This is a genomic window from Cellulomonas sp. P5_C6 (genome assembly GCF_054049635.1).
This window is the reverse complement of the sequence record NZ_JBFULZ010000052.1, coordinates 1-22,516: the sequence shown is the minus strand read 5'-3', so window position 1 is coordinate 22,516 and position 22,516 is coordinate 1. Positions and strand designations below refer to the sequence as shown.

General features: G+C 71.7%; 27 protein-coding genes. 12 read left to right on the top strand and 15 right to left on the bottom strand.

Translation table 11 applies throughout. The features are described 5' to 3' along the window. From ACXJKG_RS08345 to ACXJKG_RS08325, 5 genes are all read right to left on the bottom strand, one after another. The coding region (locus ACXJKG_RS08345) for a nickel-binding protein (protein WP_456845294.1) at positions 1-108 on the bottom strand (108 nt) is incomplete at its 3' end. A gap of 127 nt (positions 109-235) precedes the next feature. Next, entirely contained in the window at positions 236-1,009 is a 774-nt protein-coding gene (locus ACXJKG_RS08340) for a CPBP family intramembrane glutamic endopeptidase (protein ID WP_456845293.1), read from the bottom strand. 185 nt (positions 1,010-1,194) lie between these two features. After that, on the bottom strand, positions 1,195-1,854 hold the full coding sequence (locus ACXJKG_RS08335) for a response regulator transcription factor (RefSeq protein WP_456845292.1): 660 nt from the start codon (positions 1,852-1,854) through the stop codon (positions 1,195-1,197). After that, complete coding sequence (locus tag ACXJKG_RS08330) at positions 1,851-3,029, bottom strand: sensor histidine kinase (protein ID WP_456845291.1); 1,179 nt, start codon at positions 3,027-3,029, stop codon at positions 1,851-1,853. The genes ACXJKG_RS08335 and ACXJKG_RS08330 overlap by 4 nt, the downstream gene beginning before the upstream one ends. Before the next feature lie 50 nt (positions 3,030-3,079). Continuing rightward, on the bottom strand, positions 3,080-3,424 hold the full coding sequence (locus tag ACXJKG_RS08325; RefSeq protein WP_456845290.1) for a hypothetical protein: 345 nt from the start codon (positions 3,422-3,424) through the stop codon (positions 3,080-3,082). Between the two features lie 249 nt (positions 3,425-3,673). Here ACXJKG_RS08325 and ACXJKG_RS08320 point away from each other — a divergent pair, with 249 nt between their 5' ends. Both ACXJKG_RS08320 and ACXJKG_RS08315 read left to right on the top strand, forming a co-directional pair. After that, positions 3,674-4,036, top strand: a complete 363-nt coding sequence (locus ACXJKG_RS08320) for a PadR family transcriptional regulator (RefSeq protein WP_456845289.1) — start codon at positions 3,674-3,676, stop codon at positions 4,034-4,036. Then, positions 4,036-5,385, top strand: a complete 1,350-nt coding sequence (locus ACXJKG_RS08315) for a permease prefix domain 1-containing protein (RefSeq protein WP_456845288.1) — start codon at positions 4,036-4,038, stop codon at positions 5,383-5,385. Before ACXJKG_RS08320 ends, ACXJKG_RS08315 begins: the two co-directional genes overlap by 1 nt. Before the next feature lie 2 nt (positions 5,386-5,387). On the opposite strand, the gene ACXJKG_RS08310 is transcribed toward ACXJKG_RS08315, so the two are convergent. After that, positions 5,388-5,660, bottom strand: a complete 273-nt coding sequence (locus ACXJKG_RS08310; RefSeq protein WP_456845287.1) for a helix-turn-helix domain-containing protein — start codon at positions 5,658-5,660, stop codon at positions 5,388-5,390. Positions 5,661-5,978: 318 nt separating this feature from the next. Here ACXJKG_RS08310 and ACXJKG_RS08305 point away from each other — a divergent pair, with 318 nt between their 5' ends. The 7 genes from ACXJKG_RS08305 to ACXJKG_RS08275 all read left to right on the top strand — a co-directional run bounded on the left by ACXJKG_RS08305 (position 5,979) and on the right by ACXJKG_RS08275 (position 11,583). Beyond that, positions 5,979-6,659 carry a GAF and ANTAR domain-containing protein gene (locus ACXJKG_RS08305; protein WP_456845286.1) on the top strand — a complete coding sequence of 227 codons (681 nt, stop codon included), beginning with the start codon at positions 5,979-5,981 and terminating at the stop codon, positions 6,657-6,659. Positions 6,660-6,684: 25 nt separating this feature from the next. Continuing rightward, entirely contained in the window at positions 6,685-7,419 is a 735-nt protein-coding gene (locus tag ACXJKG_RS08300; RefSeq protein ID WP_456845285.1) for a GAF and ANTAR domain-containing protein, read from the top strand. 317 nt (positions 7,420-7,736) lie between these two features. Beyond that, complete coding sequence (locus ACXJKG_RS08295) at positions 7,737-8,396, top strand: hypothetical protein (RefSeq protein WP_456845284.1); 660 nt, start codon at positions 7,737-7,739, stop codon at positions 8,394-8,396. Then, complete coding sequence (locus ACXJKG_RS08290; protein WP_456845283.1) at positions 8,393-8,803, top strand: phage holin family protein; 411 nt, start codon at positions 8,393-8,395, stop codon at positions 8,801-8,803. The genes ACXJKG_RS08295 and ACXJKG_RS08290 overlap by 4 nt, the downstream gene beginning before the upstream one ends. Continuing rightward, positions 8,800-9,426, top strand: coding sequence for a DUF3618 domain-containing protein (locus ACXJKG_RS08285; protein ID WP_456845282.1), 627 nt, complete (start codon positions 8,800-8,802; stop codon positions 9,424-9,426). Before ACXJKG_RS08290 ends, ACXJKG_RS08285 begins: the two co-directional genes overlap by 4 nt. Before the next feature lie 77 nt (positions 9,427-9,503). Next, on the top strand, positions 9,504-10,589 hold the full coding sequence (locus tag ACXJKG_RS08280; RefSeq protein ID WP_456845281.1) for a YihY/virulence factor BrkB family protein: 1,086 nt from the start codon (positions 9,504-9,506) through the stop codon (positions 10,587-10,589). Positions 10,590-10,602: 13 nt separating this feature from the next. Continuing rightward, complete coding sequence (locus tag ACXJKG_RS08275) at positions 10,603-11,583, top strand: manganese catalase family protein (protein ID WP_456845280.1); 981 nt, start codon at positions 10,603-10,605, stop codon at positions 11,581-11,583. Between the two features lie 41 nt (positions 11,584-11,624). On the opposite strand, the gene ACXJKG_RS08270 is transcribed toward ACXJKG_RS08275, so the two are convergent. Genes ACXJKG_RS08270 through ACXJKG_RS08255 form a run of 4 tightly spaced genes read right to left on the bottom strand, consistent with a single transcriptional unit; the run spans position 11,625 to position 16,361 of the window. Further along, positions 11,625-13,400, bottom strand: a complete 1,776-nt coding sequence (locus ACXJKG_RS08270; protein ID WP_456845279.1) for a peroxidase family protein — start codon at positions 13,398-13,400, stop codon at positions 11,625-11,627. 33 nt (positions 13,401-13,433) lie between these two features. Further along, complete coding sequence (locus ACXJKG_RS08265; RefSeq protein WP_456845278.1) at positions 13,434-14,828, bottom strand: Dyp-type peroxidase; 1,395 nt, start codon at positions 14,826-14,828, stop codon at positions 13,434-13,436. Further along, on the bottom strand, positions 14,810-16,030 hold the full coding sequence (locus ACXJKG_RS08260; protein ID WP_456845277.1) for a hypothetical protein: 1,221 nt from the start codon (positions 16,028-16,030) through the stop codon (positions 14,810-14,812). Before ACXJKG_RS08260 ends, ACXJKG_RS08265 begins: the two co-directional genes overlap by 19 nt. 52 nt (positions 16,031-16,082) lie before the next feature. Further along, complete coding sequence (locus tag ACXJKG_RS08255) at positions 16,083-16,361, bottom strand: hypothetical protein (RefSeq protein WP_456845276.1); 279 nt, start codon at positions 16,359-16,361, stop codon at positions 16,083-16,085. A gap of 372 nt (positions 16,362-16,733) precedes the next feature. Between ACXJKG_RS08255 and ACXJKG_RS08250 the strand changes: the two genes are divergently transcribed. Further along, on the top strand, positions 16,734-17,108 hold the full coding sequence (locus ACXJKG_RS08250; RefSeq protein WP_456845275.1) for a hypothetical protein: 375 nt from the start codon (positions 16,734-16,736) through the stop codon (positions 17,106-17,108). Positions 17,109-17,122: 14 nt separating this feature from the next. Next, entirely contained in the window at positions 17,123-18,373 is a 1,251-nt protein-coding gene (locus ACXJKG_RS08245) for a hypothetical protein (RefSeq protein WP_456845274.1), read from the top strand. A gap of 16 nt (positions 18,374-18,389) precedes the next feature. Here the strand turns inward: ACXJKG_RS08245 and ACXJKG_RS08240 are convergent, their stop codons facing one another. After that, a complete protein-coding gene (locus ACXJKG_RS08240; RefSeq protein ID WP_456845273.1) occupies positions 18,390-18,980 on the bottom strand; it encodes a dihydrofolate reductase family protein in 591 nt (196 codons plus the stop codon). Between the two features lie 155 nt (positions 18,981-19,135). On the opposite strand from ACXJKG_RS08240, the gene ACXJKG_RS08235 reads away from it, so the two are divergent. Beyond that, positions 19,136-19,879, top strand: coding sequence for an SDR family NAD(P)-dependent oxidoreductase (locus ACXJKG_RS08235; protein ID WP_456845272.1), 744 nt, complete (start codon positions 19,136-19,138; stop codon positions 19,877-19,879). Between the two features lie 33 nt (positions 19,880-19,912). Here ACXJKG_RS08235 and ACXJKG_RS08230 read toward each other — a convergent pair whose 3' ends face one another. The 4 genes from ACXJKG_RS08230 to ACXJKG_RS08215 all read right to left on the bottom strand — a co-directional run bounded on the left by ACXJKG_RS08230 (position 19,913) and on the right by ACXJKG_RS08215 (position 22,477). Further along, positions 19,913-20,635: a hypothetical protein gene (locus ACXJKG_RS08230; RefSeq protein ID WP_456845271.1), complete on the bottom strand. Its 723-nt coding sequence runs from the start codon at positions 20,633-20,635 to the stop codon at positions 19,913-19,915. Positions 20,636-20,730: 95 nt separating this feature from the next. After that, on the bottom strand, positions 20,731-21,549 hold the full coding sequence (locus ACXJKG_RS08225; RefSeq protein WP_456845270.1) for a hypothetical protein: 819 nt from the start codon (positions 21,547-21,549) through the stop codon (positions 20,731-20,733). 1 nt (position 21,550) lies between these two features. Next, positions 21,551-22,075: an RNA polymerase sigma factor gene (locus ACXJKG_RS08220; protein ID WP_456845269.1), complete on the bottom strand. Its 525-nt coding sequence runs from the start codon at positions 22,073-22,075 to the stop codon at positions 21,551-21,553. 132 nt (positions 22,076-22,207) lie between these two features. Then, positions 22,208-22,477 (bottom strand): hypothetical protein, encoded by a 270-nt coding sequence (locus ACXJKG_RS08215; protein ID WP_456845268.1) that lies wholly within the window; start codon positions 22,475-22,477, stop codon positions 22,208-22,210. Positions 22,478-22,516: the final 39 nt, after the last annotated feature.

Genomic DNA, 22,516 nt, shown 5'->3' with positions numbered 1-22,516 from the left:
GTACCGCACGTAGCTGACGCCGTAGGCGTCCTGCGTCGCCAGATCGGCTTGGTGGGCGGCCGCGACGTCGCTTGCCGAGACTCCGCCCTCGATGGTGTGGGCGTCCATGAACAGTGCCATTGCACGTACCTTCCGGTGCTCGGCCCGACGACGGTCGTCGGGCTCGAGGCACCAGGAGACCGGGCACCCGTGTGACGGGGCGTGTGACCCGACAGGTGGGTTCGGGCGAGGGGCGCTAGACCAGAGCCGCCGCCGTTGCGAGCCCGATGGCGAAGAGCGTCCAGTCGTTGAGGACGTGCGCCCCGGTCGACGCCCAGATGTTCTTCGTCTTGATGAAGGGGATGAGCAGCACCACCCGGGCCACGCCGATGACGGCGAGGCACTGCAGGACGTTGCCGCCGTAGGTGGGCAGGTGGATCGCGGCGAACGCGATCGTCGCGACGAGCGTCGCGCCGATGACCGCGGCCCGCCGAGGGAGCCGGACGACCCGGGACAGCAGGGTCATGGTCGCGAGGAGGACGAGGATGGTGAAGAGCTCCTCACCGAACAGCTGCGGAACCATCGACAGGAACGTCGCGACGCGTTCGCCACCGCTGACCTGCGCGAGCATGTCGCCCATCGGGTTCGCCTGCATGTCGATCACCTGCGAGAGCACGACGCCGACGAGCGAGGTGATCACGACGTTGAGTGCGGCGAACCCGACCCAGAGCTTGACCTCCCGGCGGCCTACGCGGCGGAAGATCACCCGCCAGTCGGGGCGAGCGACCAGGACGAACGTGACGAGCGGGATCGCGACGAACGCCAGGCCGCGCACGAGCGTCGAGAACCAGTCGGGACCGCCGACGGACAGGTACATGTCCGCTGCGACGCCGGCCGCCACGGCCGCCAGGATGGCTGCCCAGCCCGCGCCGCTGATGCGCGACGGCAGACCGTTGTAGAAGGGGTAGTCCGGCGGTGCCGTCACGGTGCTCGCGGGATGTGACGTGCTCGGGGTGACCACGGCGGTCATGGTGATGCTCCTGGGATGGATGCAGGCGCCGGAGGGCCTGCCGCTCGTCGTCACCGTGCCGGTTCCGACGTGATCCACGGTGCCCTGCCCAGGGGGTCGGCCGCGTCGTCCAGGCGCAGACACCTGCGCGTACTGCGATCGCAGTACGCGCAGCAACGATCGTCATCGCCGGTGATCCGTGAGCGTCAGCCGGCGGCGAGCCCGGCCTGGTAGGCGAGCACGACGAGCTGCGCCCGGTCGCGCGCGCCCACCTTGGTCATCGCGCGGTTCACGTGCGTCTTGGCCGTCACCGGCGACAGGAACAGTCGCGCCGCGATCTCGTCGTTGCTCAGGCCGTGCGCGACGAGGTCGACGACCTCACGCTCGCGCGGCGTCAGCGCGGCGAACGCCGAGCCGTCGACGACCGGTCCGACCGGGGCGTCGAGCACCTGCGTGATGAGGGCGCGGGTCGCCTTCGGCGACAGCAACGACTCCCCCGCCACCACGGTCCGGATGCCGTCGAGCAGAGCCGCCGGCCGGACCCCTTTGCCGAGGAATCCGCTGGCCCCGGCGCGCAAGGCCGCGACGACGTACTCATCCATCTCGAAGGTCGTCAGCACGATCACCTTGACCGCTGCCAGCGCCGGGTCCGATGCGATCTGCTCCGTCGCAGCGATCCCGTCGACGCCCGGCATCCGGATGTCCATGAGCACGACGTCCGGSCGGGTCCGGCGCACCGCCTCGACAGCCTCGGCGCCGTCCGCGGCCTCTCCGACGACCTCCATGTCGTCCGCSGCRCCGACGAGGGCSGCGAAMCCKGCCCGGATGAGCTCCTGATCGTCGGCGACGAGCACCCGGATCGTCATCGGCGCGTCCCCGCAGCCGCTTCGTCTCCGGCACCGACTGCGAGCACGGGCAGGACCGCACGCACCCGGAAGGTCCGCGCGTCCGCGCCGGCGTCGAGAGTTCCCCCGACGGACACGACACGCTCGCGCATCCCGGCGAGACCGTACCCGCGACCGCCTCCCGGCACCTCCGGTCCCAACGCGTTCAGGACCTCGATCGTCAGCGCGTCCGCCGCGTGCGTCATGATCAGCTCGGCGCGGCCGTCGCCGTGCTTGTGTGCGTTCGTCAGCGCCTCCTGAACCACGCGGAACGCGGTCAGGTCGACGACCGGCGCGAGCGGACGGGGTGCACCGCGAGCCGCGACGTCGACCACCAGCCCGGTGGACCGCACGTCCTCGAGCAGACCGTCGAGACCTTCCAGCCCGGGTGTCGGCGACGTCGCAGGATCGTCGCCCGGCTCACGCAGGACCTCGACCAGCGCCGCGAGCTCCGTCAGCACGTTCCCGCTCGCCTCCTGCACGTGCTCGAGCGCGGCGCGCGCAGCCTCCGGCCGACTCACCAGCAACGTCTCGGCCACGCCTGCCTGGACGCCGATCACCGCGACGTGATGACCAAGCACGTCGTGCAGCTCCCGCGCGATCCTCAGTCGCTCCTCGGCAACCCGCCGGGCCGCCTCCGCCTCACGGGTGCGCTCGGCACGCTCGACCCGGTCCCTCGCCGCCTCGAGCGTGGACCGCCGGGAGCCGACCGCGAAACCGGCTGCCAGCACGACCGCCACGAGCATCGCCGACACCACCACGTCCTCACCCCACCAGGCCCCCGTGCGCACGGCGTCGACGACCGCGACGACCACCACGTCGACGGCGGCCGCCACGGTCCCCGCGAGACGGCGATCCCACGCGACCGCGCTGTACACGGCGATGAGTACCGCAGCGAGCGCGCCCGACCCAGGTCCGCTCAGCGCGGTGGTCACCCCGAGGGCGACCCCGCTGCCGGCCAGCGTGACGAACGGGGCGGTGCGCCGCCACGCGAGCGATGCAGTCCCGAGAACGACGAAGGTCGCCACGACAGGGTCCACGTCCCCGCGGCCGCGCGCGAGCAGGATGCCTGCGACGAGGACGAGCGCACCGGTCACCCACGCGTCGCGGACGCCCGCGGGACGGGCCCGCCACGCCGCCCACGCTCGTCGACCCATGCGGGGCACGATACCCAGGCCACCGTCTGCCGCGGCCCCGGGCGGACCGGTCAGCCGACCGCCCCCGCGACGTGCGCGGCGGCCTCGTCGCGGCACTGGTCGAGCGTGAGGCCCGGGTACACCTCGCCGTCGGCGAGGTAGCAGCCGTACGGCGCCTGGACCCCGCCCGGGACCTGCGTCGCACGGTCGCCCCGGTCGGCAGCGTGCTCGACCACCGCGGCGACGCCTCCGGACTCGAAGGCGTCCTGGTAGCCGGCCTTGGCCCGCGAGTCGCGGACGGCCCACCCCAGGAGCAAGAGGGTCGCCGCAAGGACGACGACGAGGATCGTGCGGACGGCGCGTGGGGCGATCGGGCTGGATTCCTGGACCCGCATCCCGGGTGTCGTCGATGACATCGCCACTCCAGTGCGAGTGCCGGGTGGCTGCCCCGGCGTGCCGCCGCATCGTCCGTGCGGACGTCCCCACCGTAGAGCCGCCGGTCCCCCGGCGACAGGGCCGAGAGAGTCAGTCCGCCAAGGTCGTCATCCGGGTGTGAGGACGATCCGGCCGAACACGTTGCCTGCGTCCATCCGACGGTGAGCCGTGTTGCCATACCTAGAGCCGCTAGGGTTCGATACCTAGCACATCAAGGTAGAGGAGACGTCGTGCGCATCGACAAGGACCTGGTCGCCGCCTCGGCGACACCGCTCGTGCTCGGGATCCTCGCGGACGGCGACCTCTACGGCTACGCGATCCTCAAGCGCGTCGGCGAGCTCTCCGGCGGGCGCATGCAGTGGACGGACGGCATGCTCTACCCGCTCCTGCACCGGCTCGAGCGGCTCGGCCACGTCTCGTCGTCCTGGGGCACGTCCGAGGCGGGTCGACGCCGCAAGCACTACGCGATCACCTCGACCGGCCGGGCGGCGCTCGCCGAACGGCACGCGCAGTGGACCGTCGTCGCGGACGCGCTCCGGCAGGTCTGGGAGTCGGCACCGCGGCCCACCACCGTCGCGGAGGGGTGGGCGTGATGGCGCACGGCGACGAGCTCGAGGCCCAGGTCGACCGCTGGCGCGGCTACGTCCACCGGCGTCAGGTCATCTCGTCGGCCGACGTGGACGAGCTCGAGGACCACCTCCGCGGCCAGGTGGCCGACCTGCGCGCGACCGGGCTCGACGACGACGAGGCGTTCCTCGTCGCGATCAAGCGCCTCGGCAACCTGGACGCCGTCTCCCGCGAGTACGCCCGGGAGCACTCGGACCGGCTGTGGAAGCAGCTCGCGCTCGTCCCCGACGACTCCTCAGGCTCACCCGCACCCCGGTGGCGCGAGCTCACGGTGGTGCTCGCGCTCGCGGTCGGTGCGGGCGTCGCGGTGAAGGCCGGCCTCTCCTGGATCGACGGCGAGGGCGCGTTCGCCCGCAACGTCGGCCTGCTCGTGGCTCCGTTCCTCATCGCGTACCTCGCGTGGAAGCGCCAGGCGGGACCGCGGACCGTGGCGGCGATCGCCGTGCCGTTCGCCGTGCTCGCCGTCGCCCTCAACGTGTACCCGTTCACGTCCGGGGGCTCGACCGAGATGCTGGCGATCATCCATGCCCCCGTCGTCCTCTGGCTCCTGGTGGGGCTCGCCTACGTCGCGGGCTCCTGGCGATCCGACGGCCGGCGGATGGACTTCGTCCGGTTCACGGGCGAGCTCGCGATCTACTTCACGCTGCTCGCGCTGGGTGGCGGGGTCCTCGTCGGCCTCACCGCCGGGGTGCTGCAGCTCGTGGGTGTCGACCCCGGTCCGGTGATCGCGGAGTGGGTGATGCCGTTCGCCGTCCCGGGCGCCCTCGTCGTCGCCGCCTGGCTGGTCGAGGCCAAGCAGGACGTCGTCGAGAACATCGCGCCCGTGCTGACCCGGATCTTCACGCCGCTGACCATCGTCATGCTCGTGGCCGTCCTCGTGGCGCTGACCCTGTCCGGCGGCCTGGTCGAGGTGAACCGCGACCTGCTGATCCTGATGGACGCCATCCTCGTGCTGGTCCTGGCCCTGCTCCTCTACTCGATCTCGGCCCGCGACGCGCTCRCACCGCCCACGCTGGCCGACTGGCTCCAGCTGGTGCTGCTCGGGGTGGCCATCGCGGTCGACGCCGTCATGCTGACCGCGATGCTCACGCGGATCGCGCAGTTCGGCACCAGCCCCAACAAGATCGCCGCGCTCGGTCTCAACCTGCTGCTGCTCGTGCACCTCGGCGTCTCCGCGTGGCGGAGCGGCCGGTTCCTGCGGGGTCACGGCACGTTCGCGGAGCTCGAGCGCTGGCAGACGCGGTACCTGCCGATCTATGCCGCCTGGGCCGCGGTCATCGTGATCGTGTTCCCGCCGGTGTTCGGCTTCGCGTGACGTCAGACCTCGGACTCATGCGCGCAGGAAGGTGAGGACGGCGAGCACCCGCCTGTTCTGGCGGCGTCCTCGACGAGCCCCAGCCGCGTGAAGATCCGTGCGACGTGCGCCTCGACGGTGCGGTCCGTGACAACCAGCCTGCGCGCGATCGCCTGGTTGGACAGACCTTCGGCGACGAGGGCGAGGACCTCGCGCTCGCGGGCCGACAGAGCGTCCACCGGGTTGTCCACCCGGGGGCGGGCCAGGAGCTCGGCGACGAGGGTCGGATCCACCACGGTCTGTCCCGCTACCACCCGCTCGAGTTGCCTCTGGACCGTCGACGTGGAGTCGGCGTCGGGCGAACCCGATCGCGAAGGACCCGGGACCTACGTCGTCGACGGGGACCGGATCACCTTCGTCAGAGGACGGCGACGTCACCTTGCGGAAGGCCGGCAGCATGGAGCTCGGCGACGAGTTCGTCTGGACGACGAAGCCGTTGGCTCTGACCTCCTGAGCGGACCCGCTCGGCGCGCGACCGAGGTGCGCGCGGCGTACCGTCGGACGCCCAGCGTGAGGCAGCCGCGCCGGCCGATGGCGGACCCGATCGAGGTGCCATGCAGCTGCTGCCGCAGACGGTCGACGCCCTGCGACGACTCGGCGAGTCCTCCGAGGTCGATCTCCTCGCACTCGTGGCTGACGCGGGCGATCGCGTCGCGGCCGAGGTGCCGTCGTGCCTCGGCTTCAGCTACTGCCTGGGCACCGAGGACCTCACCTTCACCGTGGTGGCGACGTCCGCAGAGTCCGCGGCCATGGACTCCGCCCAGTACCTCGACGACGGTCCCTGTCTGCAGGCGGGCCGCGACGAGGTCGAGGTCGGGATCGACGACATCCTCGATGAGGACCGCTGGCAGCAGTTCGCCTCCACGGCGGCCGGTCGCGGCGTGCGCAGCTCGCTGTCACTGCCCGTCCTGGACCACGGCACGCTGGTCGGCACCGTCAACTTCTATGCGGCTCGGCCGCGAGCGTTCCGCGGGCACGAGGCCCAGCTCGCGGCGATCGTCGGGGCCAGTGCCCACCGGGCCATCTCGAACGCGGACCTCGACTTCCGGTCGCTGGACGACGCCGTGGTCGCGCCCACGCACCTGGACGAGCTCGCCGTGATCAACCAGGCGCTCGGGATCCTCGCCCACTCACGACGGATCGGCATCGACGAGGCTCGGACGGTCCTGCACAGGGCGGCCGAGCGTGCCGGGCTCGGGGACGCCGACGTCGCACGGACCGTGGTGGGCACGTGAGCACCACCGCAACGAGGAGTCGACCATGAACGAGACCGCCCGGATCCACGCGATCACCGAGCTCCAGACCCTGCTGCTGGGGACCGCCGGCGTGGAGGAGTTCGTGGAGGGTGTCGCACGGGCCGCCGCGCGCAACGTCGGGCCGGCGACCTCCGCGACGATCACCTTGCGCCGCGACGGGCGGCCCACCCTCGTCGCGGCGAGCGACCCACCCGCTGCACTCTGCGACGAGGTCGAGTACGCGGCCGACGACGGACCGTGCCTGACCTCGATCGACGTCGGTCACCTCGTGCACGTCCCCGACATCGAGCTCGAGACCCGATGGCCGCAATGGAGGTCCGCGGCGAGGGCCAACGGGTACGCCTCGGCCGCCGCCCTACCCCGCGACGTGCGTCCCGGCGTGCAGATCGCCCTGAACCTGTATGCCACCGACGCGCACGCCTGGGACGACGCGGCGCTCGCCGTCGCGGACATGTACGCCGACGAGATCGCCCGGACGATCGCGCTGTGCCTGCGCAGCGCGGACCAGGTCGAGATGAACGCCGACCTGCGCGCGGCCCTGGTCTCGCGATCCGTGATCGACCAGGCGATCGGGGTGGTGATGGCGGAGAACCGCTGCACGGCCGACGAGGCGATGTCGATCCTGCGCAGCGCGTCGCAGCACCGCAAGGTGAAGCTGCGTGAGGTCGCCTCCGTCATCGTCGAGGCCGTCACCGGCAGCCCTCCACGCGAACGCGACACGTTCCGGCAGCGCGTGTGACGCCCGTTCGGGTGGCGGGCCCGGCACAGCAGGCTTAGCGTCCGTGGTGCTGGTCGACGTAACGTCGCCCCGCAGACCGTCGCCCGGGACAGGACACGTCGCCGGACATGGGACTAGGTGTGCAGCGCTGCGTTGCGCGCACGCCGCGGACAGCTGGATCCCCGGGAAGCGTCATCGACGCCCCGATCACCCCATGCGGACGGTCGCACGGCAGAAACCCGTGACGACGTCGGAGCCCCCTCGGCGCTGTCGCGCGTTCTCGCGTCGCCTGCCGGGCTCGGCGTCTCGTCCGCCAGACCATGCGAAGCGAGACCACCATGACCGAGGACTACACCAGCAGCTACCCCCGCTCCAGCGGGGAGCAGCCCAGCACGGCCGACACCGCCAAGGAGCAGGCGACCGATCTGAAGGACAAGGCCGCCAACGCCGGCGGCCACCTGCTCGGCGAGGCCAAGGGCGAGGCCGCGGCGGTGACGCAGGAAGCGCGCCGGCAGCTCGGCGACCTGTGGTCGCAGGCCCGCGACGAGGTCTCGGGCCAGGTGGGCACCCAGCAGCGCCGGCTCGCCGGCGGCCTGTCGTCGGTGGGTGACCAGCTGACCCAGATGGCGGCGGCGCCGACCGAGCAGAACATCGCCACGGACGTCGCCCGCGAGATCGGCGACCGGGTCACCGCGCTCGGCAGGTGGCTCGAGGACCACGGTCCCGACGAGGCCCTCGACGAGGTCCGCGGCTTCGCCCGCCGCCGCCCGGGCACGTTCCTCGTCCTGGCGGCCGGGGCCGGCGTGGTCCTGGGGCGGCTCACCCGCGGGCTCAAGGACGCACCGACCCCGCGGCCGACGACCGGTCCGAGCACCCCGACGCTCAGGACCACCATGCCGCCGCCCGCGTACACCGTCCCGATGGACGAGCCCCGCCGCACCGACGARCCGGTGACGCCCGTGCCGGTGCCCGCCGCGAACATGTGGAACCAGCGATGACCGAGCCGCTGGACGCTCCCCCGCGTCAGTCGGTCGGCGACCTGCTCGGCGACGTCACGCGCGACCTGTCGACGCTGCTCCACCAGGAGGTCGAGCTGGCCAAGGCCGAGGCCCGCCAGTCGGCGAAGGCGGCAGCCAAGGGCGGCTCCATGTACGCGGGTGCCGCCGTCGCGGGCCACTTCGTCCTGCTGTTCCTGTCGATCGCCCTGTGGTGGGCGCTCGGCGACGCGCTCGACTCCTGGGGTTGGTCGGCCGTGATCGTCGCCGCCGTCTGGGCGATCGTCGCCGCCGTCCTGGCCGCTCGCGGCCGGGCCGAGTCCCAGCGCGTCGCCGGGTTGCCCCGTACAACCGAGTCCGTGAAGAAGATCCCGAACGCCCTGCAAGGTCACGAGGAGAAGAACGCATGAGCACCGACCCGGACCAGATCCGCGAGGACATCGAGCGCACGCGTGCCGAGCTCAGCTCGGACGTCGACGCGCTGACCGACAAGGTGAGCCCGACGCAGGTCGCTCACCGACAGGCCGACAAGGTCCGCGACGCGGTGAGCGACGTCAAGGACCGCGTGATGGGCGGCGTCTCCCACGGCGCCGGCACCRCGGGCTCGGCCGCCTCCAGCGTCGGCGACGCCGCATCCCACGTCGGCGACGCGGCCGCTCAGCTGCCGCACGCCGCCAAGGACAAGACCCGCGGCAACCCGCTCGCCGCCGGGCTCATCGCCTTCGGCGCCGGCTGGCTGCTCTCGTCGCTGCTGCCCAGCACTCGCCAGGAACAGCAGCTCGCGCAGTCCGCGAAGGAGCAGGCAGCTCCCCTGGTGCAGGAGGCCAAGGACGCCGCCCAGGGGCTCGCGGACACCCTGCGCCAGCCGGCGCAGGAGGCAGCGGAGGCCGTCAAGGACCGGGCGACCGAGGMCGGGGCAACCCTGCGCGACGAGGGCCGCTCCGTCGCGGCCGACCTGCGCTCGGACACGACCGACGCGGCCGACACAGTCCGTGGTGCCCACTCCGCGGACGGGCACCAGACCGGCTACTAGGAACCCGCGCGACGGGGCACACCGTGGTGCCCCGTCGCGCGGTCGACCGTCGAGCACGACCCTCCGGGAGACCCGCGATGACCACCCATGACACGAGCAGCACCCGGAGCACCGAGAAGGACGCCGCACCGGCGCCGGAGGACCCGCGCAAGCCGGACTGGCCCGACGACATCACCAAGCGGTCGTGGATGTACGTCGTGCGCAAGACGCTGCGAGAGTTCGGCCGGGACCAGTGCACCGACCTGGCCGCCGCGCTCACCTACTACGCCGTCCTCGCGATCGCGCCCGCACTGCTGGCCGTCATCTCGGTCCTCGGCCTGGTGGGCGACCCGCAGAAGATGGTCGGCGACGTCCTGAAGATCGCCGGCGACGTCGGCGTGTCGTCGGTCGACGACACCCTGAAGCCGATCCTGACCCAGCTGACCGATGCTCCCGCGGCCGGCTTCGCCCTGGTCCTCGGGCTGGTCCTGGCGCTCTGGTCGGCGTCCGGCTACGTAGCCGCGTTCAGCCGCGGCATGAATCGGGTCTACGAGATCGACGAGGGCCGCCCGATCTGGAAGCTGCGCCCCGTCCTGCTCCTCGTCACCGTCGTCCTCGTGGTTCTCGCCGTCGCCGTCGTGGCGGCCGTGGTGCTCTCGGGCGGCGTCGCGCGCGCGGTGGGCGCCGCCATCGGGCTCAGCGACGTCACGGTCACCGTGTGGAACATCGTGAAGTGGCCGGTGATCGTCGCCCTCGTCGTCGTCGCGATCGCGATCCTCTACTACGCGACGCCGAACGTGCGCCAGCCCAGGTTCCGCTGGATCAGCATCGGCGCGATCGTCGCGCTCGTCGTGTGGGTGCTCGCCTCGCTCGCGTTCGGGTTCTACGTGGCGAACGTCGCCAGCTACGACAAGACCTACGGCTCGCTGGCCGGTGTGATCGTGTTCCTGCTCTGGCTGTGGATCACGAACCTGGCGCTCCTGTTCGGCGCGGAGCTCGACGCCGAGGTCGAGCGCGGCCGCCAGCTGCAGGGCGGAATCGAGGCCGAGAAGACCATCCAGCTCCCGCCGCGGGACACCCGCGCGAGCGAGAAGAAGCAGGCCAAGCAGGAGGAGGACGTGCGGCTCGGTCGCGCTCTGCGCGAGTCGCGCGGAGCCGACAGCACGACGGACACGGACAGCTGACGAAGGAGATCTCATGTACCTGCACGTGCAGCGACTGATCCACGACATCGAGGCCGACGAGCCAGACCCGGCCGCGGCCAACGCCCTGCAGGAGGGGCTCGGGGGCCAGTTCGGYGAGATGCGGACGATGATGCAGTACCTCTTCCAGAGCATCAACTTCCGCGGACCCAAGGCCAAGCCGTACCGGGACCTGCTCCAGGGCATCGGGACCGAGGAGATCAGCCACGTCGAGCTGATCGGCACCACGATCGCGCGCCTGCTCGACGGGTCACCGCGGTACAACGGCAAGAAGCCCGACCCGCTGGACAAGCCCGGCGCGAGCGGGGCGACGCCGCTGGAGTCGGCGCTGGACCAGGGCAACATCCACCACTACCTGGTCGCCTCGCAGGGCGCCCTCCCCGTGGACTCCGCGGGCAACCCGTGGAGCGGCTCCTACGTCTACAACTCCGGGAACCTCATGCTCGACCTGCTCTACAACCTCATGCTCGAGTCCACCGGCCGGCTGCAGAAGTGCCGCATCTATGAGATGACGGCGAACAAGACCGCGCGCTCGACGATCGCGTACCTCATCGTGCGCGACCAGGCGCACGAGAACGCCTACGCCCGTGCCCTGGAGACCCTCGGCGTCAGCTGGGCATCGGTCCTACCGATCCCGAAGACGAACGCCGAGAGGTTCCCCGAGGTCAAGAAGCTGGTGGACCTCGGGCTGCAGAGCAAGCAGTACACCTTCGACCTCACCGCCTCGTCCGAGGCCGGCCGGATCTTCCAGGGCATGTCACCGTCGAAGGACGGCACGGAGCTGGACGCCACCGAGCAGGCGCCTGAGGGCGTGYCGTCCACCATCGCCGTCGAGCGGTACGAGGAGTTCTCCCCCGGCCTCGACACCGACCTGCTGGCGCTCATCCAGGCGACGGCCGACCTCGAGATGGCCGAGATGCAGCCTCCGCTCTACGGTCCGGTCGAGCCCGTGCCGGCGGGTCCGAAGGCGACATGACGTGGCCGGAGCCGTGACCGCCGGTCGTCCGCGAGCGTCGGTCACGGCTCCGACGGGAGCGGCCAGGGGGCGAACGCGTTGCGCACCCCGCGCACGGCCGGCGCGAGCTCCGGGTAGTGCCGCACGATCACGGACGACATGTCGTTCCCGTCGATCCAGGCCATGCCCTCCGGTGTGTAGATCTTCGAGGTGAAGTCGACGCCGAAGAACCGGTCGCTCTTGAGCCGCCGGGACGCCATGAGGACGAAGATCCGGAACGCGGTGTCGCTGAACCCGAAGCCGCGCGGGAGCTGCTCGCCGAGCATCCCGACGGCCAGGTCGACGTCCTCCAGGTTGTCGTCGTAGATCTCGCGCAGCTGCGCGACGGTCTCGGGGTCGTCGCCGAGCTCCTCGAAGCTGCGCACGGGTGCCATGTGCATCAGCCGCCGGAACTCGTTGTACCGGGGCACGCCGCGCTCCCGCGAGCGCAGCACGTCGATCGCGGCGAGGTCGATCTGCTTGCCGTCGGCGCGATCCAGCCTGCGCATGAAGCGGGGGTTGTTGTGCAGGCGCAGGGCCCCGGGGTTGGCGACTCCGAGCGAGAAGAACACGTTCGGTGCGGAGGCTCGCTGCAGGACCGGGCGCGAGCTCAACCCGTGCAGGTCCGTGAACTGCAGGTTCTCGCTCACGGCGCCGGTGACCGCGTCGCGGATCTCGTAGTCGTCGGGGATCAGGGGGTGCATCCGGTACACCGCGACGAACTCCTCGGTCATCGCGTACGGGACCCCGTGATGGTCCGTCGGTGACCCCGGGATGCCGCTGACGAGGTCGCTGGAGCTGAGCCGCCCGACCAGGTCGTGCACCCGCTCCTCGGCCAGGCCCCACCAGTTGGCGCGCATCGCGATGTGCAGCGCGGGATGGCCGAGGATCGCGGGCGTCCACTCGACGGTGTGGATCTTCGCGATCAGGGCCGCGTTGATCAGGCGCGCCTTCTCGAACAGCTGGTCGTCGTTCCACGAGGGGTACGACGCCACGAGCCGGTCGCAGATCGCGTTGTGCTCGCGCATGAAGAGCGTGTGCATGAGCTCCAGGCCCACCCACCAGCCGTCCCGGCCACCCGAGGTGCCCAGCAGGGCCGGGTCCACGTCGATCAGACCGTCGGCCCCGATCCGCACGCGACCCCCCGCGCTGGTCCGGATCGCCTGCTCGAACTCCGGCACGCTCCCGTAGATCTGGGACGCGTCCCACCAGTGCGTCTCGGTGTTGACGAACGTCGCCGACCCGTCGGTCGCGTGGTTCGTGGGGTCCTTGGGCGTGCTCGGCCACACCATCGGGTCGTCCGGCCAGTCGTCGCCGGCGGGGCGCGGGACGTGGATCGGGTGCTCCATGTCGGTGCCGTGGCTGAACCAGTCGCGCGTCTCGAACTGGAGCCACGCGGCCGCGAGGACGTTCAGCGTGGTCGCGGGCTTGAACTCGTCGCGCTGCAGAAGGACGGTGCTGATGGTCCGGGGGTTGGGGGTGAACAGCCGCGGCGCCACCTCGGGCTTGGTCAGCTCCAGCGGGACGTTGCGGCCGAACCGTGTCTTCGCCATGCCCATGGCCGGGTGCGCCAGGTCGTTGTAGGAGCCGTCCGTGGTGCGAGCGACGAGGTGGCGTGGCGGAGCGGGGACGGGCGCCGTGACGCCCGACCCCTTCGTGGTGCTGAACAGGTTGCGGGCGCGGAGCGTGTTCCGGATGCCGATGAGCGCGAGCACGCCCAGCAGCGTCGGGAACCTGTGCCAGTGGTGGCGCTTGTCGAGCCACTCGACGACCTTGCCGAACGTGGACTGATTCCGCATCGCTCCCCCGAACCCCGTGTCGTGACGTGCGTGCTACGCAGCGGGACCGCGACGCGCGCGGGCTGCGAGGTAGTGGAGTGCCCGCAGGCCGGGCAGGAAGAAGTAGGCGCCCCCGCGCACCTGGACGAACTGCGGGAGGTCCCGGTACCGGCGCCGGACGGGCTGTCCGGGGACCGTGAACGACGACGGCCCGCCCGCCCGGGAGCCGATCAACGGGTCGTCCGGGTCGTCCAGCGTCACGAACGCGTTGCCGTTCAGCCAGCCGTGCTGCACGAACTCGAACTGGCGGGCGAGGTTGGCGTTGAGGCACAGGAAGTAGAGGCCGCGCTCGCCGCCGTCGGTGTACGTCCGGCCGCGCCGGACCAGCCGGTGCGTGCGCACGCCGCGGAGCGACGACTCCGTCCCGGGACTCGGCGGCAGCGAGTCCCGGGGGTTGGMGCGCCGGATGTGGGCGCCGACCGGGCACCGCAGGCCGGTCGGGTCGGCGTCGTGGTAGCCGAAGTCGTTCGCGTCCGCGAGGTCGGGGTCGTCGGCGGCCGGCGCCAGGACGACGGGCGCGCCGCTGGGCCACCGCCCGACGATGCGCGCAGCGAGGTGCTCGGCCTCGGCGGCGTCTCCGTCCGCCGCCTCGCGCACATAGCCCCAGAAGCCGTCGACGTCCTGGCGCAGCTGGCGGAACACCAGGTACGTGCCGTTGCGTCCGAGGTCCGGAGCGCCGGAGCGGTCGCGGCTCAGCATCCGCTCGGGGTCGGCGGACGCGGGCAGCAGCGGCCGCTCGGACTGCTGGCCGTACTCGTTGCCGTACCCGAGCACGAACTCGCCGGGCCGGAGCGCCTCCGCGGGGTCGGGAGCACCGGTCACCGAGGCGATCGTCGGCTGCGAGACACCGTCCTTGAACCCGAAGGGCTCCCGGTCGCTCAGGTCGTCGGCCGCCAGAACCCGCTGCACGCGAACGCCAGCCTGCTCGGCCTCGCCGCGCACCTCGGCCACGACCGCGGCGAGCGTCGGGGCGTCCTGGGCGTACAACAGGAGCAGGGCGTGGACGGGCTCGGCGCCCGAGCGCCCCCACAGCCACCCGGCGGGGTCGTTCTCTCCCGTGTCGCCCAGGATCCGGCTGCGGTACTCGGTGTCCATCCCGGTGCGGAACGGCTCCGAGAACCCGTCGGGAAGGTCGTCACACTCGGTCAGGCTGCGGATCCCGTCGTGCGTCAGGGCGAGGTTCATGGCCCGGTCGGTCGGACTCTCGTCGCCGGTGGTCACCCGCGGCTCAGCCCACCGCGCCAGCCGGCGGAGCCCCTCGGGCGTCGGCGCGTGCAGCAGGACGTAGGCGGCGCACGGGAGCTTCCCGTAGCCGCGCACGACGAGGCCCTGGATGTCGGGCAGGTCGAGCAGCCCGCTCGTCGCCGCGCTCACATCGCCTCGAGCCATCGCGGGTCCTGGGCGCGCAGCGCGCGACGGACGTCGGCGTTCCGGTCGATGTGGATCGCCGCGAGCGTCGGGTACGCGGAGTAGAAGACGACGGTCGGCACCAGGTGCCTGCGCAGGTAGTGCTTGTACGCGATCTCGTCCTTGGCGCCGCCGAAGAACAGCCAGCGGGTCCGCGGGAAGCCGACGCCGTTGCCGAAGACGAGATTGATGCCCCATGCCAGCCGGGAGATGAAGTCGTCCATGTAGCTCTCGAGGTTGCCGTCGTAGCTGCTGGCGAAGATGAACCGGCGTCCACCGTCGACCGGTTGCCACCGAGCGAAGTGGATGGTCCGGACCCCGGAGAGGTTGTCGCGGTACATGACGAGACGGAACGCCAGGTCGAGCCCGAGCAGTGCGCCGCGCATGGTGAGACGTCGCACGACCCCGGGCTTGACGAACCCGACCCCGGTGAACGGGTTCTGGACCCCGTGGTCCTCGTAGCGTCGGACCGCATCGATGTGGGCGATGTCGACCGCGCCGCTCTCCTGCGTGTCGCGCAGCTCCAGGACCCGCACGACGAGCACCCACGCGACGAGGAACGGTCCGACGACCGGGAGGACGACGAGCAGGGCGACGGCGATGGCGACGAGCGCCACGATCCGGAGCGCCCCGTAGACGAGCCCGGGAGTCGACGGGCGGCGGCGCGCCCACGACAGGTCGGGGCGCTTCTTCATCGCCCGGTACACGGTGTGCGCGACCTCGTCGGCCGAGGTCCGGCCGGCGGTCGGCAGCTCGTCGAGCACCACCTCGACCTGCTCGCGCAGGTACGCCTCGCGCTTGATCTGCTCCACCGGACGGTCGGCGGTGTGCCGGTAGTAGGCGTCCGGCCGCAAGGAGTGCTCGTGCAACCACACGAGGCGCGCTGCGGCGTCCGGCGCGCTCGGGTAGCCCAGGCAGTGCCCGAACAGCGTGTGCACGTCGGACGGCAGTGCCCGGAGGTGGCGGTCGGCCGACCCGTCGACGTCGGCCATGTAGACGATCGACGCCGGGATCGGGCGTCCCGCGGTGTCGACGACCCGGTCGAGGACGAAGACGCGGGCGAAGTGGACCGTGCCCATCGCGTCGAAGTCGTCGACCCGGATCCGCGGCAGGAAGTCCCGAGCGGCCTGTTCGCGGTCGGCGACGAGCTCCGCCTGGACGCACACCGCTACCTGTGCCRGCATGCCACCACCCCTGGGACCATGAGCCTCACCTGTCGCGAGCCGGTTGGTGGTGCTACTTGGACCCCCGCTGCCGGAGCGTGAACCAGGCGACGCGCCAGTGCCACAACCAGACGACACCGAGGTAGAGCCCGGGGCCGACGAGACGGATCTCGTCTCGGACCATGTGGGCCACGCGCGAGGTGCGGGAGTAGTCGATGAGGACGATCGGGTCGCCGTCGACCCAGCTCTCCGCCGTGGACAACGTCGCCTTGATCAAGCGCAGCCGGAACGGGCTCACGAGGTTCTTCAGGCCGGCCTGCTCGGCGTCGACGACCTTTCCCTGCCAGAACAACGCTCGAGCGACTCTCGCGATGGGCTTCACCGCTCGGGTCCCCGGAAAGGCGAGGACCGTTCCGCGCAGCTTTCCCCTGGGGATGGGGCCCGGAGGGCTGGCGCGGAACAGATCGTCGAGGAGCACGTTGCCCAGGCGCATCAGGGTGGCCTCGGTGCTCGTCCGCTGGCTCGTGGCACTCCTGCCCGACATGGTCGGACCTCCCCTGCCCGCAGGCCGGCGGTTCGAGCTCGGCCTGATCGCTCTCCACCCTGCCCCCGCCGCCCAGGCTTGTAAAGGCGCAAACCGGTCGATACCGGGCTGTGCGCGCGGACGTTGACAGCGCCCGGTGCCGGTGCCAACGTGGCACGGGAGTCGATCAGGGGGGACGCCATGGCGGCATCGAGCGTGGCACGCCGTTCGGGTCAGATCCTGGCCGTCGTCCGCATCGTCAACGGCACGCTCGGCCTCCTGGCTCCCCAGGTGCTCCTGCGTCGGCTGTCCACGGACGAGCAGGCGGCCCGGGCGGGCATGTACCCGTTCCGCATGTTCGGCATCCGGACGATCCTGCTGGGCATCGAGCTGCTCACCGCGGACGACGCCTCGCGACGCAGGCTCGCCCGCCTGGCCGTCCTGATCCATGCGTCGGACACCGTGTCCGCCGTCGTCTCCGGCATCCGCGGGGACCTGCCTCCACGAGCCGCCGTCACCACCACGCTCATCTCCTCGGGCAACACGACGCTCGCGATCCTCGCTGCCCGCGGCTGAGAGCGGCACCCCACGTGAGCCCGCCGCACTCGCCGATCACGAGCTCCAACGCCAGCCACCCGCAGCCGCGCGCCAGTACCGGTGCGGCCTGGCGCGACGTCGCCTCGGACACCACCATGGCGCTGCTCCGGGCCGAGCGTCGCGTCGACCCCTTCGTCCGACCGGCCTTCGATGCGCTGCTGAAGGGCCCGCTCGAGCGGCTCACCACCTCGCTCATCAACGTCAGGCGCAGGGACGAGCACCTGGCGATCGCAGAAGAACGACTGATGGCCGACGAGGAGAGCCTCACCGACTCGATCGTGCGCAGCTTCACGCAGCAGATKACCGACCTCTGGAAGCCCGGCGGCTTCGAGCGCGGCGGGAACACGAAGACGCAGGGCATCTGCCGGGGCGAGCTCACCGTGCACGACCACCTGCCCGAGCACATGCGCCGTGGGATCTACGCGAAGCCRCAGACCTTCAAGGCGTGGGTGCGCTTCTCGGGGCCCGGTCCGTACATCACGCCGGACATCGACGACATCGGCTTCATGAGCATCAGCATCAAGCTCATGGGTGTCGAGGGGCCGAAGCTGCTCGACGACGAGCTGCACACGCTCGACATGTTCGGGGTGTCGACCGCCACCTTCGTCACTCCCGACGTGAAGGCCAACGCCGCGCTGCAGCACTGGAGCGTGAAGAACGCGCAGCTGTTCTACTTCCTCAACCTGCGCGCACCGCACGTGCTCGGCCTGATCATGCAGTCGCTCTACACCAAGACCCAGAGCAGCCCGTTCGAGGCTCCGTACTTCAGCTGCGTGCCGTACCTGATGGGCGAGGGCCAGGCGATGTCGTACTCCGTCTGGCCGACGTCGAGCACGAGGACACGGATCCCACGCCTGCCGTTCCGGCCGCCGGACGACTACCTGCGCGACGCGATGGTCGCGTCCCTGGCGGACGGCGACGTGGAGCTGGAGGTGCGTGTGCAGATGCAGACCGACCCGCACCTCATGCCGATCGAGAACGCCGGGGTGCTGTGGCCCGAGAGGCTGTCGCCGCGCGTGCCCGTCGCCACGCTCCGCCTGCCGAGGCAGACTTTCGACTCCCCCGCGCAGATGGAGTTCGCGAAACGGCTGTCCTACAACCCGTGGCACACGATCGCCGAGCACCGTCCGCTGGGGAACCAGAGCCGGGCGCGGAAGCGGATGTACTGGGAGCTGTCGCAGCTGCGGCACCGGATGAACGCGGTGCCGCACTACGAGCCGACGGGGGACGAACGCTTCCCGTAGGACACGCGCCCGGCGCTCAGGGACGCACCGGGTAGCGCAGGTGGGTCACGCCGACGCCCTGGATCACCGTCGGGTCGCCGAGGGTGGCCGGGGTGCCCGCGAGGTGGTCGAACAGCCGGATCCCGGAGCCGAGCAGCAGCGCGGCGATGTCGACGGAGATCTCGTCCAGCAGGCCGGCGTTCAGGAGCTGCTGGATCGTGTCGGCGCCGTGGACCCCGACGTCCTTCCCGGCGGCTGCCTCCTTCGCCTGACGCACCGCGCTCTCGAGCCCGTCGGTCACGAAGTGGACGGTCGAGCCGGCCCGCGGCCAGCCGGCGGGGACCTCGTGGGCGAGGACGAACGCCGGCCCCCAGGCGTGGTTCCCGCCCCAGCCCTGGGCGACCTCGAACGTGCGACGTCCGGTGAGGACGGCACCCAGCCCGGACGTGAGACCGCGGATGTGCGCCGCGCTCGGCTCGGACACCGAGAACGTCATGGGATCCGAACCACCCGTGCGGATCTCGACGTCCCCCGAGGTGTACCAGTCGAACACCTCGGCCACCCCGTCGTCGGGGTCGGCGACGAAGCCGTCGAGCGACATGGACATGATGGCGACGACCTTGGTCATCCGATGCTCCTCAGTTCCAGGCGGTCCCGACGACCACCTTCCACCACCTCCACGAACCGCACCACGCCGATCCGACAGCTTCGCCGGCACGAGGGTGCGTGGCCGTCGTCGCGCGCGAGCCCRCCCGCCGGTGCTGGGATGGCTCCATGGGACGCGTGACCGTAGTGACCGGAGGTGGCCGCGGCGTCGGGCGGGCCGTGGTGGAACGCCTGCTCGCGGACGGCGAGGCGGTCGTGGTCATCGAGGTCGAGCCCGACGCGGTGTCCTGGCTGCCGGCCGACGGTCTGACCGCGGCGGTCGTGGGCAGTGCCGGCGACCCCGAGGTGGCCGAGGCCGCAGCCGACGCGGCGGAGCGGCTCGGCACGCTCACAGGGTGGGTGAACAACGCGGCGATCTTCCGGGACCCGGACCCCGACAGCGGTCCCGCGGAGCTGCTCGAGCTCGTCGTGGCGAACCTCGCCCCGACGCTCGTCGGGACGGCCGTGGCCGCGCGCCGGTTCCGCGGACCGGGCTCGGTGGTCAACGTCTCGTCGCACCAGGCGCAGCGGCCGGTGCGTGGCTCGCTCCCCTATGCGACCGCGAAGGCGGCGATCGAAGGTCTCACCCGCGCCGCCGCAGTCGAGCACGGGGCGCGGCAGGTCCGCGTGAACGCGGTCGCGCTCGGCTCGATCTCGACGGCCCGGTACGACGTGTTCCTCGACGCGCTCGAACCGGTGCAGGCACGCCGCGTCGAGGACGAGATGGGGCGCCTGCATCCGCTGGGGCGGGTCGGTCGCGTGCAGGAGGTGGCGGCCACCGTGGCCTACCTGCTCTCCGACGCCGCCTCCTTCGTGACCGGCGCGATCCTCCCGGTGGACGGCGGGCGCGCCGTGCTCGGACAGGACCCCGAGTCCACCTGAGGGGGATCGCGTCCCCGACGGAGCGCGCGGTTCTCAGGAGCCGGAGCTCGGGACGAACGTGGCCGTGGTGACCATGTGTTGCAGCTCGGTGCGCTCCTGCGGGCTGGAGCCGGGCAGAGCCCAGGCGTCGAACACGACGCGCTGCCCCTCGGCATCGACGATCCAGAGCATGTCGACCTGCCCGGGAGCCTGCTGCCACCGGCCCGGCCAGCTGAAGAACTTCCCTCCCGGGCAGGCGGCGATGTCGACGTCCTCCGGCACGCTCAGCTCGACGTAGAACCCGTCGTACCCGCCGATCGTCACCGGGACCGGGTCGGTGCCCGCGCGCATCGGCTGCGCCGCCAGGGCGTCGGCGAGATCGGCCGCCGTGGGTCCGACGGCGACGGTGCGCCGGCTCGGGTCGCACGGGTGGGAGTACACGCTGTCGACGTCCCAGATCCGCAGCATCCTGCCGTCGGCGCGAGCGTCGCCGCCTGCCGTCACACCAGCGGCATCATCCGTCGCGGCGAACCCCGGAGGCACCGCCACCACCGGGAGCACCGGGGACAACAGGGGCGCATCCAGCACCGGGAACACATAGCGACCCGGCTCCAGCAACGCGGCACCGTCGCCCGACGGCAACGACACGAGCACGGCCGCGGCCGCGGCCGACGAGACTGGACTGGGTGGTGCCGCGTCGGCGGTGCAACCGACGAGCCCCGCTGCCAGGAGTGCCGCACAGCCTGCGGCGGAGAGATGGGTGAGGTGGGTGGACATCGTCGTCTCCTTGCGTGGAACGGATCATCGGCCGGCGGATCCGGCCAGAGGGCATGACAAAGGCAGGGAGCGCGCCGCCGACGGAGCGCGCGGTGTCAGGAGCCGACGGCCGGGACGAACGTGGCGGTGGTGACCATGTGCTCGAGCTCGGTGCGCTCCTGCGGGCTGGCACCGGGCAGAGCCCACGCGTCGAACACGACGCGCTGCCCCTCGACGTCGACGATCCACAGCATGTCGACCTGCCCGGGAGCCTGCTGCCACCGGCCCGGCCAGCTGAAGAACTTCCCTCCCGGGCAGGCGGCGATGTCGACGTCGTCCGGCACGCTCAGCTCGACGTAGAACCCGTCGTACCCGCCGATCGTGACCGGGACCGGCTCGGTGCCTGCCCGCATCGGCTGCGCCGCCAAGGCATCGGCGAGATCGGCCGCCGCGGGTCCGACAGTGACTGCACGCCGGCTCGGGTCGCACGGGTGGGAGTAAACGCTGTCGATCTCCCAGATCCGCAGCATCCGGCCGTCCGCGCGGGCGTCCCCGCCCACCGTCACACCACCCGCGTCGTTCGTGGCGGCGAAGCCCGCAGGTACCGACACCACCGGGAGCACCGGGGACGACAGAGGCGCATCCAGCACCGGGAACACATAGCGACCCGGTTCCAGCAACGCCACACCGTCGCCCGACGGCAACGGCACCACGGCGCTCGGGCTCAGTGCCGCAGGTGTGGGCGCCGCCTTCGGGACCAGCTGTCCGACGACGACGGCGACGACGGCGAGGGCGGCCACGGCCCCGACGGCTGCCGTCGCGACCCGGGCGCGCCGACGACGGCGGACCCGGCCCACGATCTGGTCGGTGCGATCGACGAGCGGGTTCGGAGGGACGACGTCCCGCTCCTTGCGCAGCAGCTCCTCGAGGTTCATGTCACTCCTCCTCTCCGACGGGTGTGAGGCTCATGGCGAGCTTCGCGTTGGCGGCGTGCAGGTGACGCTTCACCGCTCCGGGCGAGACGCCGAGGTCCTCGGCGATCTGCGGCACGGTGAGATCGGCGTAGAAACGCAGCACCACGCACGCCCGCTGTCGCGGCGGCAGTGCGGCGAGCGCGGCGCCGAGGTCCACGTGGTCGGGGCTCGCCTGGTCGGGCCCGACCGTGAAGTCCTGAGCACCCAGGAGATGCTTGACCGCGCCCCACCGCCGCCGTCGGCGATACCCGTCGAGGAAGAGGTTGAGGACCGTCCTCCGGACGTACGCCTCCACGTGCTCCAGCGCCACGAAGTCGCCGGGGCCGCTGCCCTGCGGACGACGCGTCGTGGTGAAGACCCTGACCAGCGCGTCCTGGACCAGGTCCTCCGCCTCACGGCGGTCGCCGCACAACAGCGTCGCGTAGCGCACGAGCGCGCCGCCACGGTTGCGCACCAGATCCGTGAGGACCGGCTCCCAACGGTTCATCGCGGCCCCCTTCCGGTGGGTGAGGCCGTCACAGAGGTAGACGAACCGCCGCATGGAAACGTTGAGCGGCCGCCACGATCTGGTGGTCCCGGTCTACTCCTGTCGGGCGCAGACCGGGACTGCCCGTGCGCGTCAGCCCGCGAGCCGGGCTTCCGTCCGCGCGCGGTGCACGTGCGCCCGGTGGACCAGCCACCACGCGAGCGCACCCGCGACGATCGACGCGGGGATCCAGAGCCACGTGCTGACGGGGATCATGACGATGTTCGTCGTCAGGATGACGCAGTCGCCGGCGTCCGGGCACGAGCCGCGCTGCCCGAGCGGTGCCGTGGCAGCCGCCACCAGCGCGGCCACGACGACCGCGGCCACCGTCGCACTCGCCGCACCGGTGCCGGTCGTCGCCATGCCGGGACCCTAGTGGCCCCAAAGCGCGCGCGGCGAGAG

Excerpts from the sequence above, each read along its gene's own strand:
- ACXJKG_RS08340 (WP_456845293.1), bottom strand. The coding sequence starts at position 1,009 with ATGACCGCCGTGGTCACCCCGAGCACGTCACATCCCGCGAGCACCGTG.
- ACXJKG_RS08330 (WP_456845291.1), bottom strand. The coding sequence starts at position 3,029 with ATGGGTCGACGAGCGTGGGCGGCGTGGCGGGCCCGTCCCGCGGGCGTC.
- ACXJKG_RS08325 (WP_456845290.1), bottom strand. The coding sequence starts at position 3,424 with ATGTCATCGACGACACCCGGGATGCGGGTCCAGGAATCCAGCCCGATC.
- ACXJKG_RS08305 (WP_456845286.1), top strand. The coding sequence starts at position 5,979 with ATGCAGCTGCTGCCGCAGACGGTCGACGCCCTGCGACGACTCGGCGAG.
- ACXJKG_RS08300 (WP_456845285.1), top strand. The coding sequence starts at position 6,685 with ATGAACGAGACCGCCCGGATCCACGCGATCACCGAGCTCCAGACCCTG.
- ACXJKG_RS08290 (WP_456845283.1), top strand. The coding sequence starts at position 8,393 with ATGACCGAGCCGCTGGACGCTCCCCCGCGTCAGTCGGTCGGCGACCTG.
- ACXJKG_RS08280 (WP_456845281.1), top strand. The coding sequence starts at position 9,504 with ATGACCACCCATGACACGAGCAGCACCCGGAGCACCGAGAAGGACGCC.
- ACXJKG_RS08270 (WP_456845279.1), bottom strand. The coding sequence starts at position 13,400 with ATGCGGAATCAGTCCACGTTCGGCAAGGTCGTCGAGTGGCTCGACAAG.
- ACXJKG_RS08250 (WP_456845275.1), top strand. The coding sequence starts at position 16,734 with ATGGCGGCATCGAGCGTGGCACGCCGTTCGGGTCAGATCCTGGCCGTC.
- ACXJKG_RS08240 (WP_456845273.1), bottom strand. The coding sequence starts at position 18,980 with ATGACCAAGGTCGTCGCCATCATGTCCATGTCGCTCGACGGCTTCGTC.
- ACXJKG_RS08230 (WP_456845271.1), bottom strand. The coding sequence starts at position 20,635 with ATGTCCACCCACCTCACCCATCTCTCCGCCGCAGGCTGTGCGGCACTC.
- ACXJKG_RS08225 (WP_456845270.1), bottom strand. The coding sequence starts at position 21,549 with ATGAACCTCGAGGAGCTGCTGCGCAAGGAGCGGGACGTCGTCCCTCCG.
- ACXJKG_RS08220 (WP_456845269.1), bottom strand. The coding sequence starts at position 22,075 with ATGAACCGTTGGGAGCCGGTCCTCACGGATCTGGTGCGCAACCGTGGC.
- ACXJKG_RS08215 (WP_456845268.1), bottom strand. The coding sequence starts at position 22,477 with ATGGCGACGACCGGCACCGGTGCGGCGAGTGCGACGGTGGCCGCGGTC.